Below are 22,465 nucleotides of genomic sequence, written 5' to 3'. Positions count from 1 at the left end.
TAAGAACTCTAGGTTATTAGCCTTAATATAGCTATTTTTTTCACTAGAGTTGCATAAAGTTTAAATGATTTGTCAAGTAAGAATTACCAAGATATATCATGTAAAATGAAACTGTTAATCCTTAACTTTTATTCCTCCTTTGATTCAAATTTTCAGTACCCTGAAATGACCATTAAAACCTCCTTTTGATAAAATGCTTAACTTCTGTCCCTTAACTTCTGTCCCTTAACTTCTGTCCCACAACTTTAATTGCAAATTCTTTGCCAATTATCATAAAAATAAATATCTTATCACAAAAATTTTAATAGTTAAGCAATATGTACGTAATTATAAGGACTTACAGCTAAGCTCATTAACTCAGAGTAATTCAAACATTAGAACTTTTCACTCTTCTACTCCAAAAATTAAGTCTTGGCGACTTACATAAGTCACCAAGACTTAATTTTTGGAGTATTCTATAAGTCATGAAGACTTACTATTCCTTCTTAAATCTAAAGGTCAATTTTGCCTCAGCTGGATTTTCCCAAATCAAATAGGCCGCAAATGATTGCCCTGATTTCGACTTAAATCCTTTGATTAAGGGGGTTTTCCCGGTTTTTAAAAGCCGTCTTATCTGATTCGGTGTTAGAGTTTTACCACAGATGGGAGTTTTCCACAAAACAAAGCGGCATCCGCTTCGCCAATTTGAACATCCAAATCCCTTTTGCCCCTCAATGACTTCGCTGCCACACTTGGGACATTTTCCTAAGGACTGTGCAGAACTATCACTGGTTTTTTCCTTCTGGCGAACTGTTTTTTCGCCCTCTTCTTTCTTCTTCCCTTTTCTTGAAACCTTTACAGCAGGCGCAAAAGCTAAGGGAGATTTACCGTGACATTGCTCAAATGATCGTAGTTCAGCCACAATTCGTTTGACAGAGTTTTCAACCTCTGACATATAACTCTGGATGGGGATTTCTCCCTTTTCGACCTTGGCCAGATTATACTCCATTTGACCCGTCATCTCAGCACTAATGAGCAGGTGGGCCTCAGGCAGCTTTTCTTTAATCAAACGGATCAGTTCAACCCCTTTTGCTGAAGGCCTCAGAGACTTTTGTTTCTGAAAGATATACCCTCTATCAATTAAACTCTCGATAATAGCCGGACGAGTGGCAACAGTGCCCAGTCCTTTCCCCTTCAATTGCTGACGCAGAATTTCATCATCGATCTGTTTCCCTGCACCTTCCATCGCCTTAAGGAGATCACCCTGAGTATAGGGTTTAGGGGGCTTTGTGCTCTTTTCATCCCAGGAAACTTCCTTAACTTGAACAACCTGTCCTTTCAGCAAAGGAGGGAGAGCAGCTTCCTCTTCTTCTCCCGCAGACCCATGTTTTTTCAGATCACTATGATCATATACTGCTTTCCAACCCAAGCTCAACAACGCCTTACCTTTTGTACGAAAGGTTTCAGACTCAACTAAAGTCATCACAACCGTTTGGTAATATCGGGCAGGCGGAAACCAAACTGCTAAAAAGCGCCGTACAATTAAATCATAAAGATGCTGCTCATCTCGATTAAGTCTCTCTAAAACAACTTTTTCAGTCGTCGGGATTATAGCATGGTGAGCTGTAATTGTATTGATCACGCGTTTCCCTTTAGGTAAGCCAAAACCTCTCGCTTGGTCTGCCAAATCCTTATAGGGTTCTTGACAAACTGCATTCAAATGTGCCGGCAGCTTGGGCAGAATATCTTCGGAAAGATAGGCACAATCTGTCCGCGGGTAGGTAATGGCCTTCTTTTCATAAAGAGATTGAGCTAATTGAAGGACTTTTTCTGCGCTATAACCATACTTTTTGGAGCCTGCAATTGTCAATGACGTCAAATCGAAGAGAAGCGGAGCGGGCTCCAGAATTTCTTTTTCTTCCATCTCGCTAATGCTGCCTAATTTGCCTTGGGTTTTTAACACAATGGATTCAGCCTCTTGAAGATCCGTAATCCGCTTGGTATCATCACCGGGATCAATCCATTTTCCATAATAATTCCCTTGTTCTGCCTTGAACTCGGCCTTTACTTCATAGAACTGCTGAGGAACAAAACTCTCAATTTCCCATTCACGTTCAACAATTAAAGCCAGGGTTGGAGTTTGTACTCTCCCTATTGAGATGACATTTGGTCTTTTTCGTTCTGTGTCAAAGCTGCCAAACAAGGCTGTAAATCCTTCAGTCAGATTCATTCCAAAGTCCCAATCGGCAAAAGCCCTGCCGTTTCCCGCTGCTGCTAATCCCGCCACAGTTTCTGCAGAACGAAGGTTCTTCAAACCCTCCCGAATTGCCGCTGTTGTCAGTGAAGAAATCCAGAGCCTTGACAAAGGCTTGCGGCAATTTGCCGCGTCCCAAATTTCTTGGAAGAGAAGCTGTCCTTCACGGTCAGCATCTGTTCCACAGATCACTTGGGTAATTTCTGAAGAGCTCAGCCAATTCAGGACGACTTGATATTGCTTAGCAGATTCCTTTTTAACCACACGCCGGAAGTCATTCAGACTAGGCAAAACAGGCAAACGCCTTAAACTCCAGCGTCTCCCCACTTGTTCCAGATCCATATATGCTTCCGGACGTTCCAACTCTAGAAGATGACCATAACACCATGTAATCACATACTGATCGTTTTCCAGGTAACCATCCCCCTTTCTTTTCACTCCTAAAGCAACGGCATATTCCCGAGCTTGTGAGGGCTTTTCCGCAACAATCAGTGTTCTTTTCATTCTTATGCCTCTCTTAATACTTCAAGTTTCATAGTTTATTATAGCTTATAAAACCAACAATTTATATCCGGAACTTTTCCACGGCATACTGAAGATCTGCCGCCATTTCTGCCAAAGACCGGCTATTCATAGAGATTTGATCCATAGCAGCCGATTGTTCTTCCACAGCACTGCTGATGTTCATGGTTTGATTGGAAGTTTCTTTAGAAACTTTGTCAATAGATAGTACTGAAGCTGCAATATCCTGACTGCCTCCGGCCATTTGTTCCACTACAGCCGCTATTTGATTAACCTGCAATGATACTTCATCAATCAAGCTGGCAATATTGCCAAAAGCGATCCCTGCCGAATTCACAATTTCAACGCCGTCTGCTACACTACGCACAGCCTTTTCCATAGCAAGACTGGCATCTCTGACATTATCTTTATTTTCTCGAACGATGTTAACGATATTATCCGCAGAATTACGAGACAGCTCAGCAAGTTTTCGAACTTCGTCAGCAACGATAGCAAAGCCACGTCCCTGCTCCCCAGCGCGAGCCGCCTCTATGGCAGCATTTAATGCTAATAAATTAGTTTGTGAAGAAATGTTCGTTATAATATCAATAAATTCACTGATGCTTTCGAAGCCAACAACCAACTTCTTAATCGCATTTTGAACTAATTCCGTTGTATTTCCAATATAGCTCATCTGATCAACCGCTTGAATAATCGTTTTATTTCCTGCCTGGGTAATTTCTGCCGCTTTTGCTGTTTGACTAGCGACAACATTTCCGCTTGCGGAAACTTCTTCAATACTCGCCGAAAATTCTTCCATCGTCGTGGTTGTTTCTGTCAGTGCTTTGACCTGCTGTTCCGAACCATTTGCAACCTCACAAATTGCGGAACTTATTTGATTAGCAACCTGAGCATTTTGTTCCAAGGTAGCAGCGATTTCTTGGGAAGCAGCCGACAGGTGTTTTTCAGAATTCGATATTTGCAGGACTAGTTTGCGCAAATTCATCGTCATGGTATTGAATGCTCTGGCTAATAAACCCACTTCATCTTGGGTATGGATATTAAGCTCTGCCTGTAAATTTCCGCCTGCTACTTTTTCAACACTTTCTAAAATCCTTTGCAAGGGGCCAATAATTGTTCTGGTTATAACAAACCCTATTAACACAGCGATGAATGTGGTCAGGAGAGGTATGAAAATCAGAATCCACTGTGCTCTATTTATCATTTCATTATCGCTGACCACTTGAGACTTAGCTTCTTCGATATTATAATTGCCCAGTTCCCGCAAAAGGGTTTGAAATTCATCTTGTTTATTAAAGCCCATTTTATAATAGTAATCTTTTGCTGAACTTGTATCTTGGTTCTGCTCCAACTCCAGCGTTTCCCGGACAACATCCTTTACAGTTTTAAAAAGCTCCTCAGCTTTTTCCACTCTTTCTATTTCATAAGGGGCCGTTGCCAAGGGTTTAAAATTTTGCAGGAATTTATCGATAGAGTTTTCTCTCATAGTTATTTGATCCAACTGGACCTTCCGGTCCGCATCATTGAGATTATAAGAGGTAATTGCCAAGACTGCCGATTTAAGGGCATTGCTGTCCGAGCGTGCTTGATTAATGTCCCGAATAGGAATTAAATCATAATCGTAGAGATTATTCAGGGATACACCGGCTTTTTGAAAATACAAGTAACCGATAAGCCCTACTCCTCCCAAGGCAATTGACATGATGGCGATTATAATTCCAATTTTGAAACCAGTTCTTCTGTTGCTTATAAAGATCATACACTTATCCTCCCTCAATCTCATCGTTAGCTATCGGTTTGTGATTTTTTTAACTTCTTTCTTGATTTTTAAATTCCTTTATCGTAAAGATAGTATTTTCTTATATTAATAAACCCTTAAGAACCTCTTCCGCCCTTGTTGTCTAAAATAATAAGCTTAAAAGTAAGGGCAGATAGTTCTTTTGCCCATAATAAAGAAAAGGTGTCGACCATACTTATTAGGTCAGACACCCTCTATCAATATTAAGAATACTATCCATTATAATAGTTAATTATTACGATGACATTTCTTTTACCCTTAAGTGAATAATTTTATTCTTCAGTGCTCCAGGACGCCAGATAAGCTTCCTGCTCTTTTGTTAGTTTATCAATGGATAAACCTAATGATTGGAGTTTAATCATTGCCACTCTCTCGTCAATTTCCGTGGTCACTTGATATACCTCAGGAGACAATGTCTCATAATTTAAAGCAACGTATTCTAAGGACAACGCCTGTAAAGCAAATGTCATGTCCATCACTTCGGCAGGGTGCCCGTCTCCGGCAGCCAGATTCACTAAGCGTCCCTCAGCCAAGACATATAATTGACGTCCGTCAGCTAAGACATACTCCATGATATTGGCCCTTGCCACTCGTTCAGAAACAGCTATTTCTTTTAATTGAGCAACATTTACTTCCACGTCGAAATGACCGGCATTACACATCACAGCACCGGGTTTCATGACAACAAAGTGCTCCTTATTGATAATGTTCGTATTGCCCGTCACGGTTATGAAAAAATCTCCATGTTTTGCTGCTTCCACCATTGGCATAACTTCAAATCCATCCATCAGGGCTTCATTGGCTTTGATTGGATTTACCTCGCAAACAATGACTCGCGCACCTAAACCTTTAGCTCTCAGGGCAACACCTTTTCCACACCAGCCATAACCCGCTATTACAGCAGTCTTGCCGGCCACAACTAAGTTTGTGGTTCGCATTATTCCATCCCAAACTGATTGTCCGGTTCCGTATCGATTATCAAACAAATACTTACATTGTGCATCGTTTACAGCGATCATGGGAAATTTCAGCACCCCATCGCGAGCCATAGAATGCAGCCGCAGTACTCCGGTAGTTGTCTCTTCTGCCCCTCCCTTGACCTTCTGCAAAAGTTCCGGGCGAGTTGTATGCAGGGTGGATACCAAATCTCCGCCATCATCAATGATAAAATCCGGTTCCGTATCAAGAGCTAACTGCAAATGTGTATTATACTCTTCATCTGTAGCATTGTACCAGGCGTGAGCCCCGATTCCGCTTTGAACCAGAGCAGCCACCACATCATCCTGTGTTGATAAAGGATTGCTGGCGACTACCGTGACATCAGCGCCTCCGGCTTTAATTACTTGAGCGAGATAAGCCGTTTTTGCTTCTAGATGCAAACAAATGACGACTTTTTTTCCTTTAAAAGGCTGTTGTTCTTCGAATTGTTTGCGTACGCTATTTAACACCTGCATACGTGGTTTAACCCAATCAATTTTACGTTGACCTTCGCCGGCTAATGATAAGTCCCGTATAGTGTATTTTAAATCCATGTCTTAATACCTACTTTCTCTATTCATTTATATTTTAACTTTAGGATTAACCATTTTGTGAGACCATTATTGATTATACTTTATCATAACTCCTTAAGTTGATACAAATCCCTAAGGATTAGCTTTTGCTTTGCCCGTATCCGTTCAGATAAAAGCTGCGCATCCCGTCAATATCCTCTTGTGACAACTCCACTGCACCACCTATAAGCTGGGCCAGCAAGACAATTTGCGCCGATTTTTCAACCACTTGGCAAACTTTTAGGGCTTCATTTAAATCACGGCCAACCCCCAGTACTCCGTGATTTGCCAGCAATACGGCATTCCTGCCCTCTAAAGCTTTAACCGTTTTTTTGCCCAGCTGCTCCGTTCCCGGCAAAGCATACTCATTTACTCTCACATTGCCGCCGACAATTTGTACTAAATCTTCAACAGCACCTGGAATTTCCTTTCTCGCGACAGCCATTGCACTTGCATAGGCACTATGAGTATGAATAACAGCCTGGACATCCTCGCGAGCAGAATATATTGCCATGTGTAAAGGAACTTCTACAGAAGGTTTGCGGGTACCGCTGGCGATATTGCCATTTAGGTCTATAATTACGATATCCTCAGGTACTAAGGTTTCATAACTCATACCTGATGGCGTAATGGCTATATAGTTTTCCCCCGGAACTCGACAGCTAATATTACCCCAAGTTCCGACAGTGAGTTTGGTGGCTAATATTTCTTTGCCTTTGATCACTATCTCTTGGCGGGCTTTCAACAACGGATTCATAATAATAAACCTCCCTTATGTTAGACCCTAAAGCGATACCCTGCCCCCCAAACTGTCTCCAAATATTGAGGATTTGACACATCCCTTTCGATCTTTTCCCGAATGCGGGCAATATGTACCGTTACTGTCGCCGAATCTCCTATAGCATCTAATCCCCAAACCCGTTCAAACAGCTCCTCCCGCCCAAACACTCGGTTCGGATTCTCCGCCATGTATAAGAGTAAGGCATACTCTTTCTGGGCAAGATTCACTTCCTCGCCGAGCACATAAACCCGATGTGAATCTTTGTCAATCTTTAGACCGCGAATTTTTAGGACATTTGATGCTATTGCTCTTTCTTGGAAGCGAAGTTTTAATCGTTCATAGTTCTCCAAATGAGCTTTTACTCTTGCTACCAGTTCACCCGGACTAAAGGGTTTGGTTATATAATCATCGGCACCTAAACTTAAGCCCTTAATTTTATCAATTTCCTCTTTTTTGGCGGAAACTAAAAGGACTGGCACATCTTTATCCTCTTTCAGAGATCGTAAAATTTCCAAGCCGTCCATGCCCGGAAGCATAATATCCAGAATCAAAAGATCAATATCATTTTCTCGAAAGGTCATAAAGCCTTCTGAACCATTGTTTGATACCATAACCTCAAAACCGGCAACTTCCAAATAGTCTTTTTGCAACTCAGCAATACTTAAGTCATCTTCAATAATTAATATCGTCTTGTTCATTTCTTCCCTCCATCATCATGACTTACTTAAGGAAATCATGATACTGGTTCCCTCTTTTCCATGACTAACAGCCCACACCCTTCCATTATGCCCTTCAATGATCTGCTTGGCAATGGCCAACCCTAAACCGCTTCCTTTGCTTCGAGATGCATCCGCACGATAAAAGCGATCGAAAATGTGGGGCAAATCCCCTTCAGCAATGCCCGAGCCATTATCCCGCAGCTCCACAATGACGCTTCCCGCCGTATCTCTCAGAAAGATGGTTATTAGCCCTTGTCCAGGACTCATATATTTACAAGAATTGTCAAGGATATTCATAATTACCCGCTTCATTCTTGCCCTGTCAACCAAGACGTGCTGTTTCTGCGGCATTTCATTGTCAAACAAGATTTTGATGTTGTTTCGTTCCAATTCAGGTTCATATTCTGAGACACAACTTTTAAGGTACTCTTCAATATCCAGACGTTCAAAATCAAAAGGTATTTGATTTAAATCAAGCTTGGCATAGAGTAATAAGTCATCGATCATTTGATCCATTTGATAGGCCTTTAAGGAAATCGTCTTTAAATATCGTTCCATTTTTTGCGGATTATCCGCTATCCCATCCAATATTCCCTCTACATAGCCCTTTATAGATGTAACCGGTGTTTTTAGATCATGAGAAATACTGGAGACAAGGAGCTTTCGATTGTCTTCATATTTTAACTGAGTGTGAACAGAGTCCTTTAACTTAATTCTCATTAGTTCCAAGTCCCGGCACAAAGCTTGTATCTCTTCATCCCCCTCTTCGACAATAGAGTAATCAAGATTTCCTTTTGCTATTTCTGCCGCAGCGTTTTGGAGGGTATGAAGGGGGGTAAGAATGCTTCTTGAAAATTGAAAAGAAACAATAATATTAGTTAAAATGAAGGAAATCAGGAAAGACAGACTGACAAAAATCAGTAAACCGGTAAAACTCGTGTCCCAACTGTCGACAGGTGTCAGCAGGAATACTCTGCCTTGAGAACCCTCATTATACTTTAGATCTATGTCTACGACAGAATAGGAAAGATCATCAATAGTGACCATTTCTCGGCTGCCGCTGATTTTCCCTGCATCTAAAATTTTAGCAACTTCTATTTTGCTAAAATTTCTTGACGAAAATTCCACTTTATTATCTTTCAGCAACAATAACTCACTATTGATATCAGCTAGTTTATTAAGAAGATATTTTTGATAACTCTCTTCGACTAAGATTTCTGGTGTACGTTTCCAATTCTCAGTTTCATTCATGAGTTCTAACTTGAGCATAGATTTTCGCTGCTGATGCTCAAAAGAGATACCACTACCCAATAACTTTCCAAATATAAAAAAAGCAGCCAACGCAATTAGTACAGTAATAACCATTGGTATAATTACTGTCGAAGCATTGGCCATAATTAAGCGTGATTTGAGTTTCATACTGTCACCTAAAATTCCTTTTTATCAAAAATGTAAAACCCTGCCGTAAATAACATGACTCCCGCTCCAAGCATTAATAAGAACTGACGTATAATTTTAATAATTGGAAAGGAATTAACCAAAAATAGATTATACCACTCAAGCTGAGTCGTCAACAATAAACTGGAATATTGGGAAAAGATAATTCCAAGAACTTTACAGGCTAAGAATAACAAAATGGATATGAAAAAGACGGCAATTCCGCTTTTAAAAATATTGGTTAAAAAGACGATGCCTAAGGCTAATACTGTCAATGGAACCAAACTGACAAGATAGGAAAAAACAATTCTTCCAAAAGAGTCAAGGGTTGCAGAGTTTGTATTAAAAATAAATCCCGCCAACATGGAGAAAACAAGTATTAGTAAAAGCGTCCCTAATATAAATAGGGTAATAGCTGTTATTTTCGCGGTAAAAACTTTAAAGCGACTAATCGGTCGCGTTAAGGTGATACGCATACTGTTCTGGCTATATTCCCCCGAGAAACTATCGATGGCGACTAAAGCTGTAAAAAGAGGCAATATGGTATTAACCACAACGGATAAAACAAGCATAGGAAATTCTACACTTCCTGTCCCTCTGAGCCCAAATCCGCTTCTCACGCCTACAATTACCAGCTGCCCAACAACAATCACTGCAAGGGATAATAAAACTGCTACTAAGGCTTTTTTCTTTTTATAAAGCTTCTCAAGTTCATTAAGAAGCGCTGCCTGAAACACGGCCATTTCGTTCTACCTCACTTACAAAATAGTTCTCTAAAGTCGCATAGTTTTTCAAAATGGTTTGTGTGCTTTCAACATTCAGTATTCTTCCATTATAGATTACACCAATGCGGTTACAGGTCAATTCAACATCATGAATCAAATGGCTGGAAATAAAAAAGGTTGTCTTTTCATTCTCTGCCAAATGCTGAATTAACTTACGAATGTCGATCATTCCTTCAACATCAAGCCCGTTAAGAGGTTCATCCAAAATGACAACCTTAGGCTTGGATAATATCGCTGCAGCAAGACCTAGACGCTGTTTCATTCCTAAGGAAAACTTTTTCGGCTTTTCATGTTTGAATTTGCTCATTCCTGTCAGTTCCAGAACTTCATCAATCCTGCTGTGTTTAATTTCAGGGTAATAACGAGCTAACTGTTTCAAATTATCGAAGGCACTTAAAAATTGGTAGGACTCGGCGATCTCAATTAGGCAGCCCACTTGAGCCATTGCATTTTCAAACTCTTCTGTTACACTATGGCCTAAAATTTTAACATCTCCCTGGTCCGCCCGGATGAGTCCTGTCATGATTTTCATAGCAGTGGTCTTTCCAGCGCCATTAGGCCCCAGAAAACCAAAAATGTCCCCTTCGTAAATATCCAGATTTAGATCTTCAATTCCCCGGCCATTACCATAAGATTTGGTAAGGTTTTTGATCTCGATTACTTTATCCATGTTAACCCCCATTGCAAGAAGCTAATGTGACTGCCGGGAAGTATCCCGGCAGTCTTTTTCCAGCGCCGATTTACGATTGAACTACTCTAAATCCGGACTAAAGGTAGAATCATACATTATGCCCATGGGGTAAGGTGAACTTGCCGTATTAATATTGAAGTTCACTTTTCCATCATAGTCACTTAAGTATATGCTTCCTCGAACCTTATCCTTCGATTCTGTCTCAATCTCAAATTCTGCATTTTGTTTTTGATCTTTATCAAAGCTTGCCTTAAAGTTTAAATCACTTGTAGCAGACTTGTAATTTTCATATTCAGGCTTATATACCTCGTAATAGTGACCTGCAACCAACTGAGCGTTAATTTGGGTGATTTCAAGGTATCTCTCACCAATTTTAACAAACTTGCCTTCTTTCTCGATGATGATGTCATTCTTAAATTTGCCAAGGAATTTCTCCGGATTTGTAATTTCATTGCCATACTCACGCGCAACGTTAGTTACAACTTTCTTACCTGTAAGATCCGGCTTTACGACTTTGGTAGAGTTTATATCGGAAACCGTAATTAAAGCTTCAATTGATATTTCATGAAGATTCCCCTGATCATCCTTACCTGAAATAACCCCGGTTCCTAAGATACTTTCCAAAATCCCATCTTTGTTTACATCGGCTGTACCTTTGACTTCTTTCACAAAAACATCTTTCGTTAAATGAGGCATTTTGCTATCATTACGACCACTTTGATTAAATTCTTGTTTTAATTGGAATGATGCTACCGCATTAACCAATGAAGGAATTTGCACCTCTGTCAATGATCCTGAAAGATCTTTACTCCCATCGGAATTATCAGTAACAATAACATGATCTTTTAGATTCCCAACAAGGGCATCAACAATCTTTTCTATATCTTCTGCTTCATCCTCTTTGAACGGGTTAGTTAAGGTTTGATCTTCCCGTTCTTTAGTGTACTCTGTCACATAGTAAATAGGATCCTCTTCAGAATATCGAATTGTTGTGTCTTTGTCTGAGTAAGATTGATAAGAGTTCTTGTCTCCGTAAATACTGGTTCCGGAAGAAATATTTTCCTTGGCCGATTTTTTTCTGTCATACTTTAAAGTTTCATTTTCGTTCATTATAATTTTGCCATTATCCTTCATCACCAAGGAAAAGTCAACGGTGAAGCTATCAAAGGTTTCACTAGTTTGCTCCGCTGTTAATTTAATGGCATCCTTAAGCTCGTCATAACCGCTTTTGCTTGCGATATCAGCTAAGGCTGTTGTCGCTAACAACAGGGTTCCGACAGTAAAGCTTATAAGCATCGCAGATTTTTTCTTAAGTCTCATCTTGTCAGCTCCTTATTATTAAGATCTAAATATATTCTAAGCCATGAGTCTTGAATTTCCCTAAACAGTTTATTAACAAATTATAAACTTTTCAGGATAGCCCCCCTGCCACTGTCACAGCACCAGCAGAGGATGAAAAGGGCCGTTTCCGGGGTAGGGCAGCTTCGCCATATCCTGCAAGAAAGCTAATTCGTGCGAAGACAGTGTCTTCGTCACCGCGCATTCCGAGGCTCGCCCACTCGCGGCCGCGGGAGCTACCCTCAGCGGATAAGTACTCTTTGGAGATAGCCGCTTCGGCGAAAGTGTCCACCGGACACTTTCGTGCCAAACCTCTGGGTAGTACCAGAAGTGAACCTGGCTCCGCATTCCCCACAGCCGCTTGTGGGCTTTTACCGCCTCTCCATGCAATGGGTTCGCTTCTATGGACGAATCTGCCCTTACTTTCGGGTCCACGGGTACTTTAGATTGTTTTGGGGCTTTCGGGTTCCATTTTTCAGAGTAGTATAAAAGAAGGCTTGTAAGTTATCAAATACAATACTTCAAGCCTTTACACCTTTATTTACGTTCGAATACTAACTTAGTTATTCTATATTGTAAAGGAATCGCCATTAATCCAAGTAACTAAATCATTGATGATCATTTCATCCTCTTTATCAACTTCCAGTTCCCGAATTGAAGAAACCATGGTTTCTTTACTTAAGGGCAGGTTGATTAAGGCTGAGGCTAATCGTTCAATTAAATGACTATTCATGGCATCGGAATAGATTTTTGATTCATTGATGATTCCATTCTTAAGACTCAAACCTAATTCAATCCCCCCCCAGGGGAAACGAGTCTCTAATAAGATATCAAAACTCGGTGTCTTGCCGTATAACCATTCCCAGGATGAATATTTTTGATAAAGGCCTTGTAACTCATAACTGGAATTATCAATGGTTAAGGGCTGTTCTGAGGATTTACCGTATAGTTCTTGAAAGCTTTCCATTAATGCCTGATTCATTTTCTCAATGGTAATATCCGGACGATAAAGACTCAGGTTACCGATCCTTGCCCTGACAGAATCTACGCCTTTTGATACAATCTTTTGTTTAGATACCTGAAGATATTTAGATAGTTTATCAACATCAACATTTATCAAAATCGTTCCATGATGATAAGCCCGGTCCCGTTCAAAATAAAAAGCATTCCCTGAGAATTTCCGGCCATCTACTGTTAAATCATTTCTGCCTGTAAATTCTGCATTAATACCAAATTTCCTTACCGCTTCTAAGATTACCCTGAGCTGCTTCTCTAAATCGTATTTTTCCTTGTCCATAATGAAGGTAAAATTCAGATTCCCTAAGTCGTGAAAAACAGCCCCTCCTCCGGATAAACGGCGAGCGAGCTTCCCACCTGCTTGTTCTAATTCCGTACAACGGCATTCCTTCCATGCATTTTGATTTCTGCCAATAACCACAGTGTTTTGATTTTGCCAGAGATATAAAATAACTTGGCCTTGTTTAACTTCCCTCAAAAGATGTTCTTCTAAAGCCAGATTAAACCATGGATCAAAAGATTTTGAGAAAACAATTCTTGTATCATAATTTTGATTTAGCAGTTTAAACAACCCCTATTTTTTGTTTTTGATTTATTCTACATTTTGACCTATAAGTCCTTCTCTTAATCATTATACACTACGATATTAGTTGTCCTGTAGTCATTTAGGACATTTAAAGGTCTTAAAAATGTACGTATACTTGTACTCATTTTTAGACAGAAAAAGAGAGCCAATCACATAATTGTGATAGACTCTCCTAAAGCTCATAACCCTTTAACAAAAGTTAATGGTTTATACGCAACCGGTTGGTTTTGGAAGACCAGCAATTTTACAAGCTCCCTTTCCAGGACCAGCTGGGAATAATTCATAGATTTTCTTTTGATCATAACCGGTGTCTTTAACCATTTTACGAACCATTGGAGCAACACCGAATTGATCAAAATAGTCGCGAAGATAGTTGATCATCTTCCAGTGTTCTTCTGTAAGCTCTGGTACATCTTCTGTTGCAGCAAGTGCATTAGCTACGTCTTCAGTCCATACAGCGAAATCCTCAAGAAAACCGTCTTCGTCCAGTTCAACAGTTAAATCTCCTACTACTAATTGAGCCATAATTAAATTTCCTCCTTTGTGATATAAAATTTGATATTGTTTGAGTAGATTCTATCTCAAAACAATTATCAAAAACCTTACAAATATTAAATATTTTGTTCCCGCACTGAAATAGCAATCTTATAAAGAACTGTTACAATCAGTGCCCCAATGGCATATATCCCAACTACGATGGCAAGCTCGTTCATTGTCGGGAAGTATTCCGTAACTCGCTCAAAAGAGTTCGGAACAAAGCCGGCTAAAATCAAGACAATACCTTTATCAATCCAGTTCGCAATAAAAATTGATAACAGGGCAATAGGCAGCAATACTGGATTCTTACGTGTTGGGAAGATCAGCAATGCTATACCAACAAAGGCTAGAATTGCCGCAGTCCACATAAAGGGTACTAGACTATTATGCCCATCAATTCCAACGAACACATACTTAAAAGGTGCCATTTCATCAGGCGAGTTACTATAAAACGCTGTGAACACCTCACAGATGTAAAAGAAAACGTTGGCGATCATAGCATAACGAATAATCTTGACAAGAGACTGAATAGCCCCCACACCAGGATCCGGATCAAATTTGCTGACCTTTCTAACGATCAAAGCCAGGATAATGAGAAGCGCAGGTCCCGCTGCAAAAGCAGAGGCTAGAAAACGTGCAGCCATAATAGCTGATGTCCAGAAATGTCGTCCGGGAAGACCAGCATATAGGAAGGCTGTTACGGTGTGAATACTGAAGGCCCAAGGAATGGAGAGATAGATAATAGGTTTAACCCATTTCGGTGGGGGAGTACCTTTCTTTTCTGCTCCGAGTGTAGTCCAGCCCACAACCAGGTTGATGGCAAGATACCCGCATAATACACACATATCATAGAACATAACTGAATGTAATTGAGGATATAATAAAACATTCAAAATCCTCATTGGCTGTCCAACGTCAACGAAGATGAACAGGATACACATGATCACGGCACCAATGGCTAAAAACTCGCCGAGGATGACCATTTTTCCAAACCGTTTAAAATCGTGTAGATAATAAGGTGTAACAAGCATAACTGCCGAAGCAGCAACACCAACTAGGAAAGTAAACTGGGCAATATATAACCCCCAGGATACGTCCCGGCTCATTCCAGTAAGTCCGAGACCTTGATTGAACTGTCTGAAATAGGCCAAAACACCTACAGCAATCACTGCCAGCAGGATACAAATCCATGTCCAGTAGCGTTTACTCCCTGTCAGAGCTTTTTCAAACATCGTCTCCACCTCCTACAAGGTAGTAAACACTCGGTTGAGTTCCAAGTTCGGGTTTTCTCCGTATTGTATACTTAGAGCTAACAATTTTACGCACTTCTGAATTAGGGTCATCCAAATCTCCGAAAATCAATCCGCCATTAGATGCTTCGACACAAGCAGGCATTAACCCTTCTTCTAAACGTTCAACACAGAAGGTACACTTCTCGACAACTCCAATGGTTCTGGTTGGAAAATCCGGATTAATTTCTTTGATATATGGTCTCGGATCCGTGAAATTGAAGCTTCGTGCACCAAAAGGACATGCACCCATACAAAAACGGCAGCCAATACAGCGGTGGAAATCCATTTCTACGATACCGTTATCCATTTTGAAGGTTGCCCCGGTAGGACACGCTCTGACACAAGCTGGGTTTTTACAGTGGTTACACATTAAAATAAAAGGTAATTCCTTAAATTCTTCTGTTAGAAGTTCATTTTGAGCTTCTGTAAATGTATGCTCAAAATCATCTTCCCATATCCACTTAATTTCATCCTTTGGATTATCAAAATGTGGAATGTTATGGATTTTATCACATGACTCAATCACACGCTCAATATCGGCTTTCGTTTTGAACTTACTCATATCAACAACCATAGCCCAATGAGTCGCTTTAAGTCCTTTGTCTGTCGCCTTAAACCCAGATTCAGATGCAGCATCTGCGACTTTTCCGCGAATTCCGGTTAAGGCAAATGAACCTCCGATACCTAAAGCAGTTAGAGCTGCTGCACGTTTTAAAAATTGTCGTCTATTTACACTCATTTCGTTGCCCCCTCTGGACCAGAATGGCAATCCCAACAAGTGGGGTCTACTGCAGTATAGTTGTGGCAGGATACACAGAATTGACTGGATTGATCTGTTCCTTCTAATTTTTCTAAGCTGATGTCAATCTCTTTTCCTTCACTGTTAACATATACTGTCTTACCATTCCGAACTAATTCGTCACGCCATTGATTGAACATTTGAGGGTGATTAGCAATCATATTGACACTTGGCTCAATACTCTGAAAATCTGCAAGCTGCTGGGCATCAATTTCAGGTCCAGCGTTAGCTTTTCCCAGGTTGTAGAAAAAGGGGATGGTGAAAAGCCCAACAAAGATAATGAGTGAAGCAATAATTCTTCCGCCCTTATACATTACTCATTACCCCCTTTTACCGGCAAGTCTTCAAAGCGTAGGTTGGTTTCTCTTTCTTTCTCACCTTTCATCACCAAAGCATTAGCTAGCAATTCGGTCACACCGGTTACCCCTACACCAGGGTTCCAGTAGTCCATTAGAGCTGGTAATGCAGCCCGGTCTACAGCGCAAATATTCGCTAACATGTTAACTCCATGTTTTTCTCTGACATACTTAACAGCATTAGCTCTAGGAAAACCGCCGCGCATACGCTGTTCCATATTTTCGGAAGCGTTTAATCCCGAACCGCTGCCGCAGCAGAAGGTTTTCTCTCTAATGGTGTTTTCAGGCATTTCATAGAAGTTATTACATGCAGCTTTAATAATCTCTCTGGGCTCATCTAGCAAGCCCATACCCCGAGAAGGATTGCAGGAATCATGGAAAGTTACCTTCAGGTTGTCATTGCGGCTTGGGTCAAGTTTCAACTTATTGTGTTTAATCAAATCCGCCGTAAATTCGGAGATATGAATCATCTTTGTAGATTTAGCATTTTCAAAGACTGTCCCGGTGATCGGCGAAACCGGAACTTCAAGGAAGTCAGCAGGTCCATGCCAGGTATCCATGTATTGGTTAAGGACACGCCACATATGACCGCACTCTCCGCCGATGATGTATTTAACTCCTAAACGTTTAGCTTCAGCATAGATTTTGTAATTCAGTTTCTTCGCCGTATCATTGGATGTGAAGAAACCAAAGTTACCACCCTCGGAAGCATAGGTGCTCCAAGTGTAATCCAGGCCTAACTCGTGGAAGAGCATCATATAACCCATACAGGTATAAACCCCAGGTTCTCCTAACAGGTCACCTGAAGGAGTGACGAACAGTATCTCTGCACCTTTCCTGTTGAAGGTCGGATTGACTCTGATACCGGTAATATCCTCGATATCGTCAACCATGGATTCAATATTCCCTTTAATTGCATGGGGTTCTAAGCCAAGGTGATTACCCTTCATAAAACATGCAGCAGCCGGTCCTGAGATCCAATCGATGTTTAAACCGACTAGATTAAGAAGTTCCCGTCCAATAATGGTAATCTCAGCCTGGTCAATACCATAAGGACAGAAGACAGAACAGCGGCGGCATTCTGTACATTGGAAGAAGTAGGACCACCATTCCTTGAGTACGTTCATATCCAGGTCTCTCGCCCCTGCTAAACGTCCAAGGAATTTTCCTGACTTAGTGAAATATCGTTTATAGACAGATCTTAACAGTTCAGCCCTCAATACAGGCATGTTCTTTGGATCGCCTGAGGCAATGTAAAAGTGGCATTTATCAGCACAAGCGCCACATCTTACACATATATCCATAAAGACTTTGAAAGAGCGATACTTACTCAGTCGTTCTGCAATGCCATCCAAGATAGTCGATTCCCAACCCTCTGGTACATTCCAGTCTTCGTCGGTTGGCTGCCAAGATCTTGCGTTCGGTAAACCTAAAGTCAGCAAATCTTTTTCTTTTGATCCCCAACATACGCTACCAGGCTTGATCTCAACTGGTGTATCCATCCAATCCGTTGCCGGAAGCTTAAAATCTATCTTCGATAGTTCTCCCGGTTTAGGAAGTTTAACTTTCGGTGCCATCCAAGATCACTCCTTTTCTACCGGTATACCAGCTTTTTTCATTTTTTCCCTGAACTCGTCTTCATACTGTTCATAAGTATGAACTTCTACTTCAGGGTTCCAGGGATTGATGTGTCGAACCATCCGGTTGTTGTTCATCATATTTCTCGTTGGGCTCATGAAAATTCCGCCCATGTGCATTAACTTACTCACCGGGAAATATGCAAACAGAACACTTACTAAGAAGATGTGAATAAAGAACATCGGGCCGATGTCAGATGGGAGGACTGGTTGAAAAGTAGCTAAGCCAATGGCAAGTTGTTTGACTGCAATAAGATCTACTTTGTAGAAGTAACGCATCAAAATTCCAGAAATAGCAACGCTCATCAGCATAAACAATGGGAAGTAATCTGCAGGAAGTGAAATGTATTTAACTTTTGGAATACATACCCTCCTGAGAAATAAAAATGTTAGTGCCACTAAAATAAACATGTCTGTCAAGTAAAGCTGAGGCAAGCCAATTTGCAGCATACCATCGACACTTTCAAGGAGTTGTACAAAAGACGGGATAGGATCTAAGAAGAGCCTTAGATGTCTGAGCAGAATGATTAAGAATGACCAGTGAAATAACAAACTTCCTAACCAAAGCCATTTTGCCGAGCCGTAGGCGAGATGAGGGCCATTTTCCCCTTCTCTTAATTCAGTCTTAGTATTGCGGAACAACGAACGGAAAAAGAGAATTTCCATAGCCATTCTAACAACGACGTAAAAAGAACTTGTTGGATTTTCAATCTTATTTTGCTTAATCCAAGGAAGTGATTTTTGCTGCCCAATGGTTGTCGGAATCCGGAAAGGTACCGGTGATTTCCCCCATTTAACAACTCGATAAACAAATCCACCCACAAACATAACAAGGGCTAGATAAGGTATGATAATACCAAAGACATAGTGTAAATTTGTGATATTCGCTCCTATGAGGGCGACTAGAATGAGTACAATGACTGTGAGGAAAGAATACAAGACTTTCACTCTACGACCTCCTTCCTTTATTTTTGGTCTTCTTGTTCAGATTCCTGAACAGGGATCTCGGACACTAGATTGGCTTTCTTTAATAGGGAAAATGTCATCCGCTTAAGCTCATCCGTCCTTAGTTCGAAGATCTGCTCTCGGCATTTTACATATATATCAAAGGCAGTAAGGGCCAGATCGTCTATCTTTGATTCAAACTCCAATAAATCAATATAGACCTGGTTCTGCCTTATTTCCGGTACCAACTCTTCCCGAACGATGGTTTTGAGTTGAAATATAAAAGCCATAGCCTTAGCTGGTGTGAAATCTTGAACAGCTCTGACCCGTATAATGTCTTCGAGAAACGAAATACTTTCGCCAAAGTCTTCCCCCTTAGCGATTACGTCTAAAATCCCAGTCACTCCTGTAGTAAACGTATAACCCACCGGATTAGAAAACTGATCACCTTGATTCATCAAAAAACCGGATTTATCGTTGGGATACGACGCCATTATTGCATCCAACCATCTCTTGGCAACGGTTGATTTCTTCTCTTCTAAAATCCGATAAAATTCCACATCCACTCTGACCACTCCTTGTAGTTCAATAGAAAGCTCTTTGTTAAGTAATTCCTACCAGGAACGCTCAACCCCACGATTAAATGTGTCTTTGTGTAACACAATTCAGTCGATGTTGAATCCGGGTCATTCAACATCGACCTATCCTGAGAACGTTTTCACATAAACAGTGTCCTAACTACCCCTCAAGGAGGACCAAACTTACTTACATCCCAAAATATAACAGCATCCTCCTTGCTTAGGAGCACCAACCTTTATTTTAATAAAGAACAGGGTAACGACAATTTTTACGTATTTGTTCCTATTATCACTATCAGTCTAAGGAATTTTTGTTAGCTTGTAAAATTCTTATTTTTTATTGATCAATTAGATAATCATATTGCGATGATTAAGAAGAAAGAGCTACAAAAAATGCAACTCTTTCTTATTTCTTAACTGTTAAGTACCCAAATCCTACACGCTTAGCGGACTTCAGCCGGAGAGTTAACCTAATGCGCGCTCTAATATCTCATTTAGTCGATTGACCATTCCTCTTGGATCCACAATAAGACCCGCAGCTATTTGAGCGTTTTCAAATATTTGCTCAGCAGCAATTTTGGCAAAGGCATCTTCATTTTTGCGGGCAGCATCCAAACGCTTAATCATAGGATGAGAGGCATTAATTTCCAGAACACTGGGACCCACATTATTGAAATCTTTATTGACAAGCTGCATCATTCGCTGCATGCTGTTTGTCCCGTATGGACTGAAGACCACTGCAGGGCTGTCTACCAGACGCTTGGATTCTCGAACCTCCGTCACTTTAGTTCCCAAAACCTCTTTAAGCCAATTCGTCAGTGCGGCAGCATCTTCTTCTGAAAGAGCCTCTTCACTTCTCTCCTGTTGCTCATCCCCTAGATTTAAATCCGCTTCATCAGCCGAGATAAGTTTCTTGCCCTCATATTCCCTAACTAAACCAAAAATATAATCATCAATGGCCGCATAAGTGTAGATTACTTCGAAACCTTTGTTTTTAAAGACTTCCAGATATGGACCGGACTCAATAACCTCGCGGGAAGGGCCGTTCACATAGTAGACTGACGTTTGATCTTCTTTCATACGGCCAACATAGTCCGCTAATGAAACCAACTCTCCACTTGCGGTATTCGAGGATTCAAATCTTAACAATTTGAGGAGCTCTTTTTGATGGGTATAGTCATTAGCAGCTCCTTCTTTTAGGAAGAAGTTAAATTTCTCCCAGAATTCTTTATACTTCTCGGGGTCTGACGTAGCTTGTCCGTCCAAAAATTTAAGGAAGCGGCTTGTGACTACTTTATTCAGCTTGCTTACCAAAGCGCTGTCCTGGAGAGTTTCTCTTGAAATATTCAGTGGGAGTTCTTCACTGTCGATGACCCCTCTTAGGAAACGCAGCCATTCCGGCAAAACAACCGGGGACTTTTCTTGAATTAAGACCTTTTTGCAATACAGGCTTACCCCTGGTTCCGTACGGCCAAAGCCGAACTGCTCCATATTTTCTTTTGGAACAAACAGCAGCGTATTAATATTGATTGGAGCATCTGAGGAAAAATGCAGGCGCAGCAGCGGTTCGTCAAAAGCATTGGCAATGAATTTATAGAATTCTGTGTAATCTTCCTCTGAAATTTCGCTTTTGTTCTTTGTCCATAAGGCATCAACAGTATTGACTTTCTCACCATTAACCAAGATAGGGTAAGGTACAAAACTTGAGTATTGTTTAATAACTCGTTTAATAGTTTCTTCCTTGGCAAATTCATAGGCATCCTCTTTTAATTGGAGAACCATTTTTGTTCCTCGGACTTGGTCTTCACCAGGCGTAATAGTATAACTCCCGACACCGTCCGATTCCCAAATAAAGCTTTCTCCCTCCACATGATAGGAGCGAGTGAAAATCGTTACTTTATCAGCTGCCATAAAAGCCGAATAAAAACCAACTCCGAATTGTCCAATCAAATTGAGATCCTTTTGATCTCCTTTTGCCGTTAAATGTTTAATAAATTCTTTAGACCCGGAGTGAGCAATAGTGCCTAAATTTTCAACCAGTTCTTCCTTGGTCATACCAATTCCGGCGTCGATAATAGTCAACGTATGATTAGTGTCATCCGTATTAATCTGTATCTCCAGAGGAGTCTCTTTATCTTTAACTTCTGAACCGGACAACTGGGTATAACGCAGTTTTTCTGTAGCATCCGCCGAGTTGGATATTAGCTCTCTCAGGAAAATTTCCCGTTCAGTATAAAGAGAATGAATGACAATATCCAATAATTGCTTAATTTCAGTTTGAAATTCTTTAGTTTCTCCTGCCGTACTCATTATGTACCTCCATGAAAAAAAATTAGCAGGCATTCACAAGTATGCCTCTAGACCTTATTTTAATCAAATTTTGCCAAAAGTGCAAAGTCTATTAATTAATTAATTTAATTATATTAATTATTTTGTCCTAATATTTTTCTTAAACAAGCCTCGAATTTCTGATCATTTTCCGGCAAGCGCTTTTTGGGTCCTTTCGTTCTTCCGCCACTTCTGCGAAACTTGGCTTTTACTTCCCGTTCCTCAAGTAAAAACTCAATTGTGGAAGAGTCAAACTCCCTTCCCAGGGGATTTAAACACCTTACACCTTTTCCCAATAACATTGCTGCCAGCCCCCAATCTTGGGTTACAGCTACATCTCCCCCTTGAGAAAGATTCATGACACGAATATCAGCTTCTTGGGAAGCGTTACCTACAACGATATGATGATCAGAAATAATATGATGGTTAAAGCTGGCTACTGTCCAAACAGGAACAGCATAATCCTCTGCTACCCTTATACAAATCTGCAAAACGGATTTAGGGCATGCATCGGCATCAACAATTATTTTCATGCT

The 22,465-nt window shown here is 40.6% G+C and carries 19 protein-coding genes; all 19 read right to left on the bottom strand.

Annotated elements, in window-relative coordinates:
* Positions 1-475 precede the first annotated feature (475 nt).
* Positions 476-2,737, bottom strand: coding sequence for a DNA topoisomerase 3 (locus tag DESOR_RS08380; protein WP_014184172.1), 2,262 nt, complete (start codon positions 2,735-2,737; stop codon positions 476-478).
* Between the two features lie 61 nt (positions 2,738-2,798).
* Positions 2,799-4,514, bottom strand: coding sequence for a methyl-accepting chemotaxis protein (locus DESOR_RS08375; RefSeq protein WP_014184171.1), 1,716 nt, complete (start codon positions 4,512-4,514; stop codon positions 2,799-2,801).
* Positions 4,515-4,825: 311 nt separating this feature from the next.
* Complete coding sequence (locus tag DESOR_RS08370) at positions 4,826-6,085, bottom strand: adenosylhomocysteinase (protein WP_014184170.1); 1,260 nt, start codon at positions 6,083-6,085, stop codon at positions 4,826-4,828.
* A gap of 118 nt (positions 6,086-6,203) precedes the next feature.
* A complete protein-coding gene (locus DESOR_RS08365; protein WP_014184169.1) occupies positions 6,204-6,860 on the bottom strand; it encodes a class II aldolase/adducin family protein in 657 nt (218 codons plus the stop codon).
* Positions 6,861-6,880: 20 nt separating this feature from the next.
* The gene (locus DESOR_RS08360) at positions 6,881-7,582 is read right to left on the bottom strand and encodes a response regulator transcription factor (RefSeq protein ID WP_014184168.1); all 702 of its coding nucleotides are present in this window, start codon (positions 7,580-7,582) and stop codon (positions 6,881-6,883) included.
* Between the two features lie 15 nt (positions 7,583-7,597).
* Positions 7,598-9,022, bottom strand: a complete 1,425-nt coding sequence (locus DESOR_RS08355; protein ID WP_014184167.1) for a sensor histidine kinase — start codon at positions 9,020-9,022, stop codon at positions 7,598-7,600.
* A gap of 8 nt (positions 9,023-9,030) precedes the next feature.
* Positions 9,031-9,783 carry an ABC transporter permease gene (locus DESOR_RS08350; RefSeq protein ID WP_014184166.1) on the bottom strand — a complete coding sequence of 251 codons (753 nt, stop codon included), beginning with the start codon at positions 9,781-9,783 and terminating at the stop codon, positions 9,031-9,033.
* On the bottom strand, positions 9,755-10,495 hold the full coding sequence (locus DESOR_RS08345; RefSeq protein WP_014184165.1) for an ABC transporter ATP-binding protein: 741 nt from the start codon (positions 10,493-10,495) through the stop codon (positions 9,755-9,757). Before DESOR_RS08345 ends, DESOR_RS08350 begins: the two co-directional genes overlap by 29 nt.
* An 81-nt stretch (positions 10,496-10,576) precedes the next feature.
* Complete coding sequence (locus DESOR_RS08340) at positions 10,577-11,836, bottom strand: hypothetical protein (protein WP_014184164.1); 1,260 nt, start codon at positions 11,834-11,836, stop codon at positions 10,577-10,579.
* Positions 11,837-12,422: 586 nt separating this feature from the next.
* Positions 12,423-13,442 carry a lipoate--protein ligase gene (gene lplA, locus DESOR_RS08330; protein WP_014184163.1) on the bottom strand — a complete coding sequence of 340 codons (1,020 nt, stop codon included), beginning with the start codon at positions 13,440-13,442 and terminating at the stop codon, positions 12,423-12,425.
* A 222-nt stretch (positions 13,443-13,664) separates the two neighbouring features.
* Complete coding sequence (locus tag DESOR_RS08325; protein WP_014184162.1) at positions 13,665-13,982, bottom strand: TusE/DsrC/DsvC family sulfur relay protein; 318 nt, start codon at positions 13,980-13,982, stop codon at positions 13,665-13,667.
* Positions 13,983-14,068: 86 nt separating this feature from the next.
* Positions 14,069-15,226 (bottom strand): sulfate reduction electron transfer complex DsrMKJOP subunit DsrP, encoded by a 1,158-nt coding sequence (gene dsrP, locus DESOR_RS08320; RefSeq protein ID WP_014184161.1) that lies wholly within the window; start codon positions 15,224-15,226, stop codon positions 14,069-14,071.
* Complete coding sequence (dsrO, locus tag DESOR_RS08315; protein ID WP_014184160.1) at positions 15,219-16,025, bottom strand: sulfate reduction electron transfer complex DsrMKJOP subunit DsrO; 807 nt, start codon at positions 16,023-16,025, stop codon at positions 15,219-15,221. Before dsrO ends, dsrP begins: the two co-directional genes overlap by 8 nt.
* Positions 16,022-16,399: a sulfate reduction electron transfer complex DsrMKJOP subunit DsrJ gene (gene dsrJ, locus DESOR_RS08310; protein ID WP_014184159.1), complete on the bottom strand. Its 378-nt coding sequence runs from the start codon at positions 16,397-16,399 to the stop codon at positions 16,022-16,024. The genes dsrO and dsrJ overlap by 4 nt, the downstream gene beginning before the upstream one ends.
* Entirely contained in the window at positions 16,399-18,018 is a 1,620-nt protein-coding gene (gene dsrK / locus DESOR_RS08305) for a sulfate reduction electron transfer complex DsrMKJOP subunit DsrK (protein WP_014184158.1), read from the bottom strand. The genes dsrJ and dsrK overlap by 1 nt, the downstream gene beginning before the upstream one ends.
* A 6-nt stretch (positions 18,019-18,024) precedes the next feature.
* Positions 18,025-19,026: a sulfate reduction electron transfer complex DsrMKJOP subunit DsrM gene (gene dsrM / locus DESOR_RS08300; RefSeq protein WP_014184157.1), complete on the bottom strand. Its 1,002-nt coding sequence runs from the start codon at positions 19,024-19,026 to the stop codon at positions 18,025-18,027.
* 17 nt (positions 19,027-19,043) lie between these two features.
* The gene (locus tag DESOR_RS08295) at positions 19,044-19,589 is read right to left on the bottom strand and encodes an RsbRD N-terminal domain-containing protein (RefSeq protein ID WP_014184156.1); all 546 of its coding nucleotides are present in this window, start codon (positions 19,587-19,589) and stop codon (positions 19,044-19,046) included.
* Between the two features lie 477 nt (positions 19,590-20,066).
* Complete coding sequence (gene htpG / locus DESOR_RS08290) at positions 20,067-21,911, bottom strand: molecular chaperone HtpG (RefSeq protein ID WP_014184155.1); 1,845 nt, start codon at positions 21,909-21,911, stop codon at positions 20,067-20,069.
* A gap of 113 nt (positions 21,912-22,024) precedes the next feature.
* Complete coding sequence (locus tag DESOR_RS08285) at positions 22,025-22,462, bottom strand: YaiI/YqxD family protein (protein WP_014184154.1); 438 nt, start codon at positions 22,460-22,462, stop codon at positions 22,025-22,027.
* Positions 22,463-22,465: the final 3 nt, after the last annotated feature.

This window comes from Desulfosporosinus orientis DSM 765, from assembly GCF_000235605.1.
Lineage (GTDB): Bacteria > Bacillota > Desulfitobacteriia > Desulfitobacteriales > Desulfitobacteriaceae > Desulfosporosinus > Desulfosporosinus orientis.
Note: the sequence above shows the minus strand (reverse complement) of the source record. Positions and strands in the feature narration are given on the sequence as shown.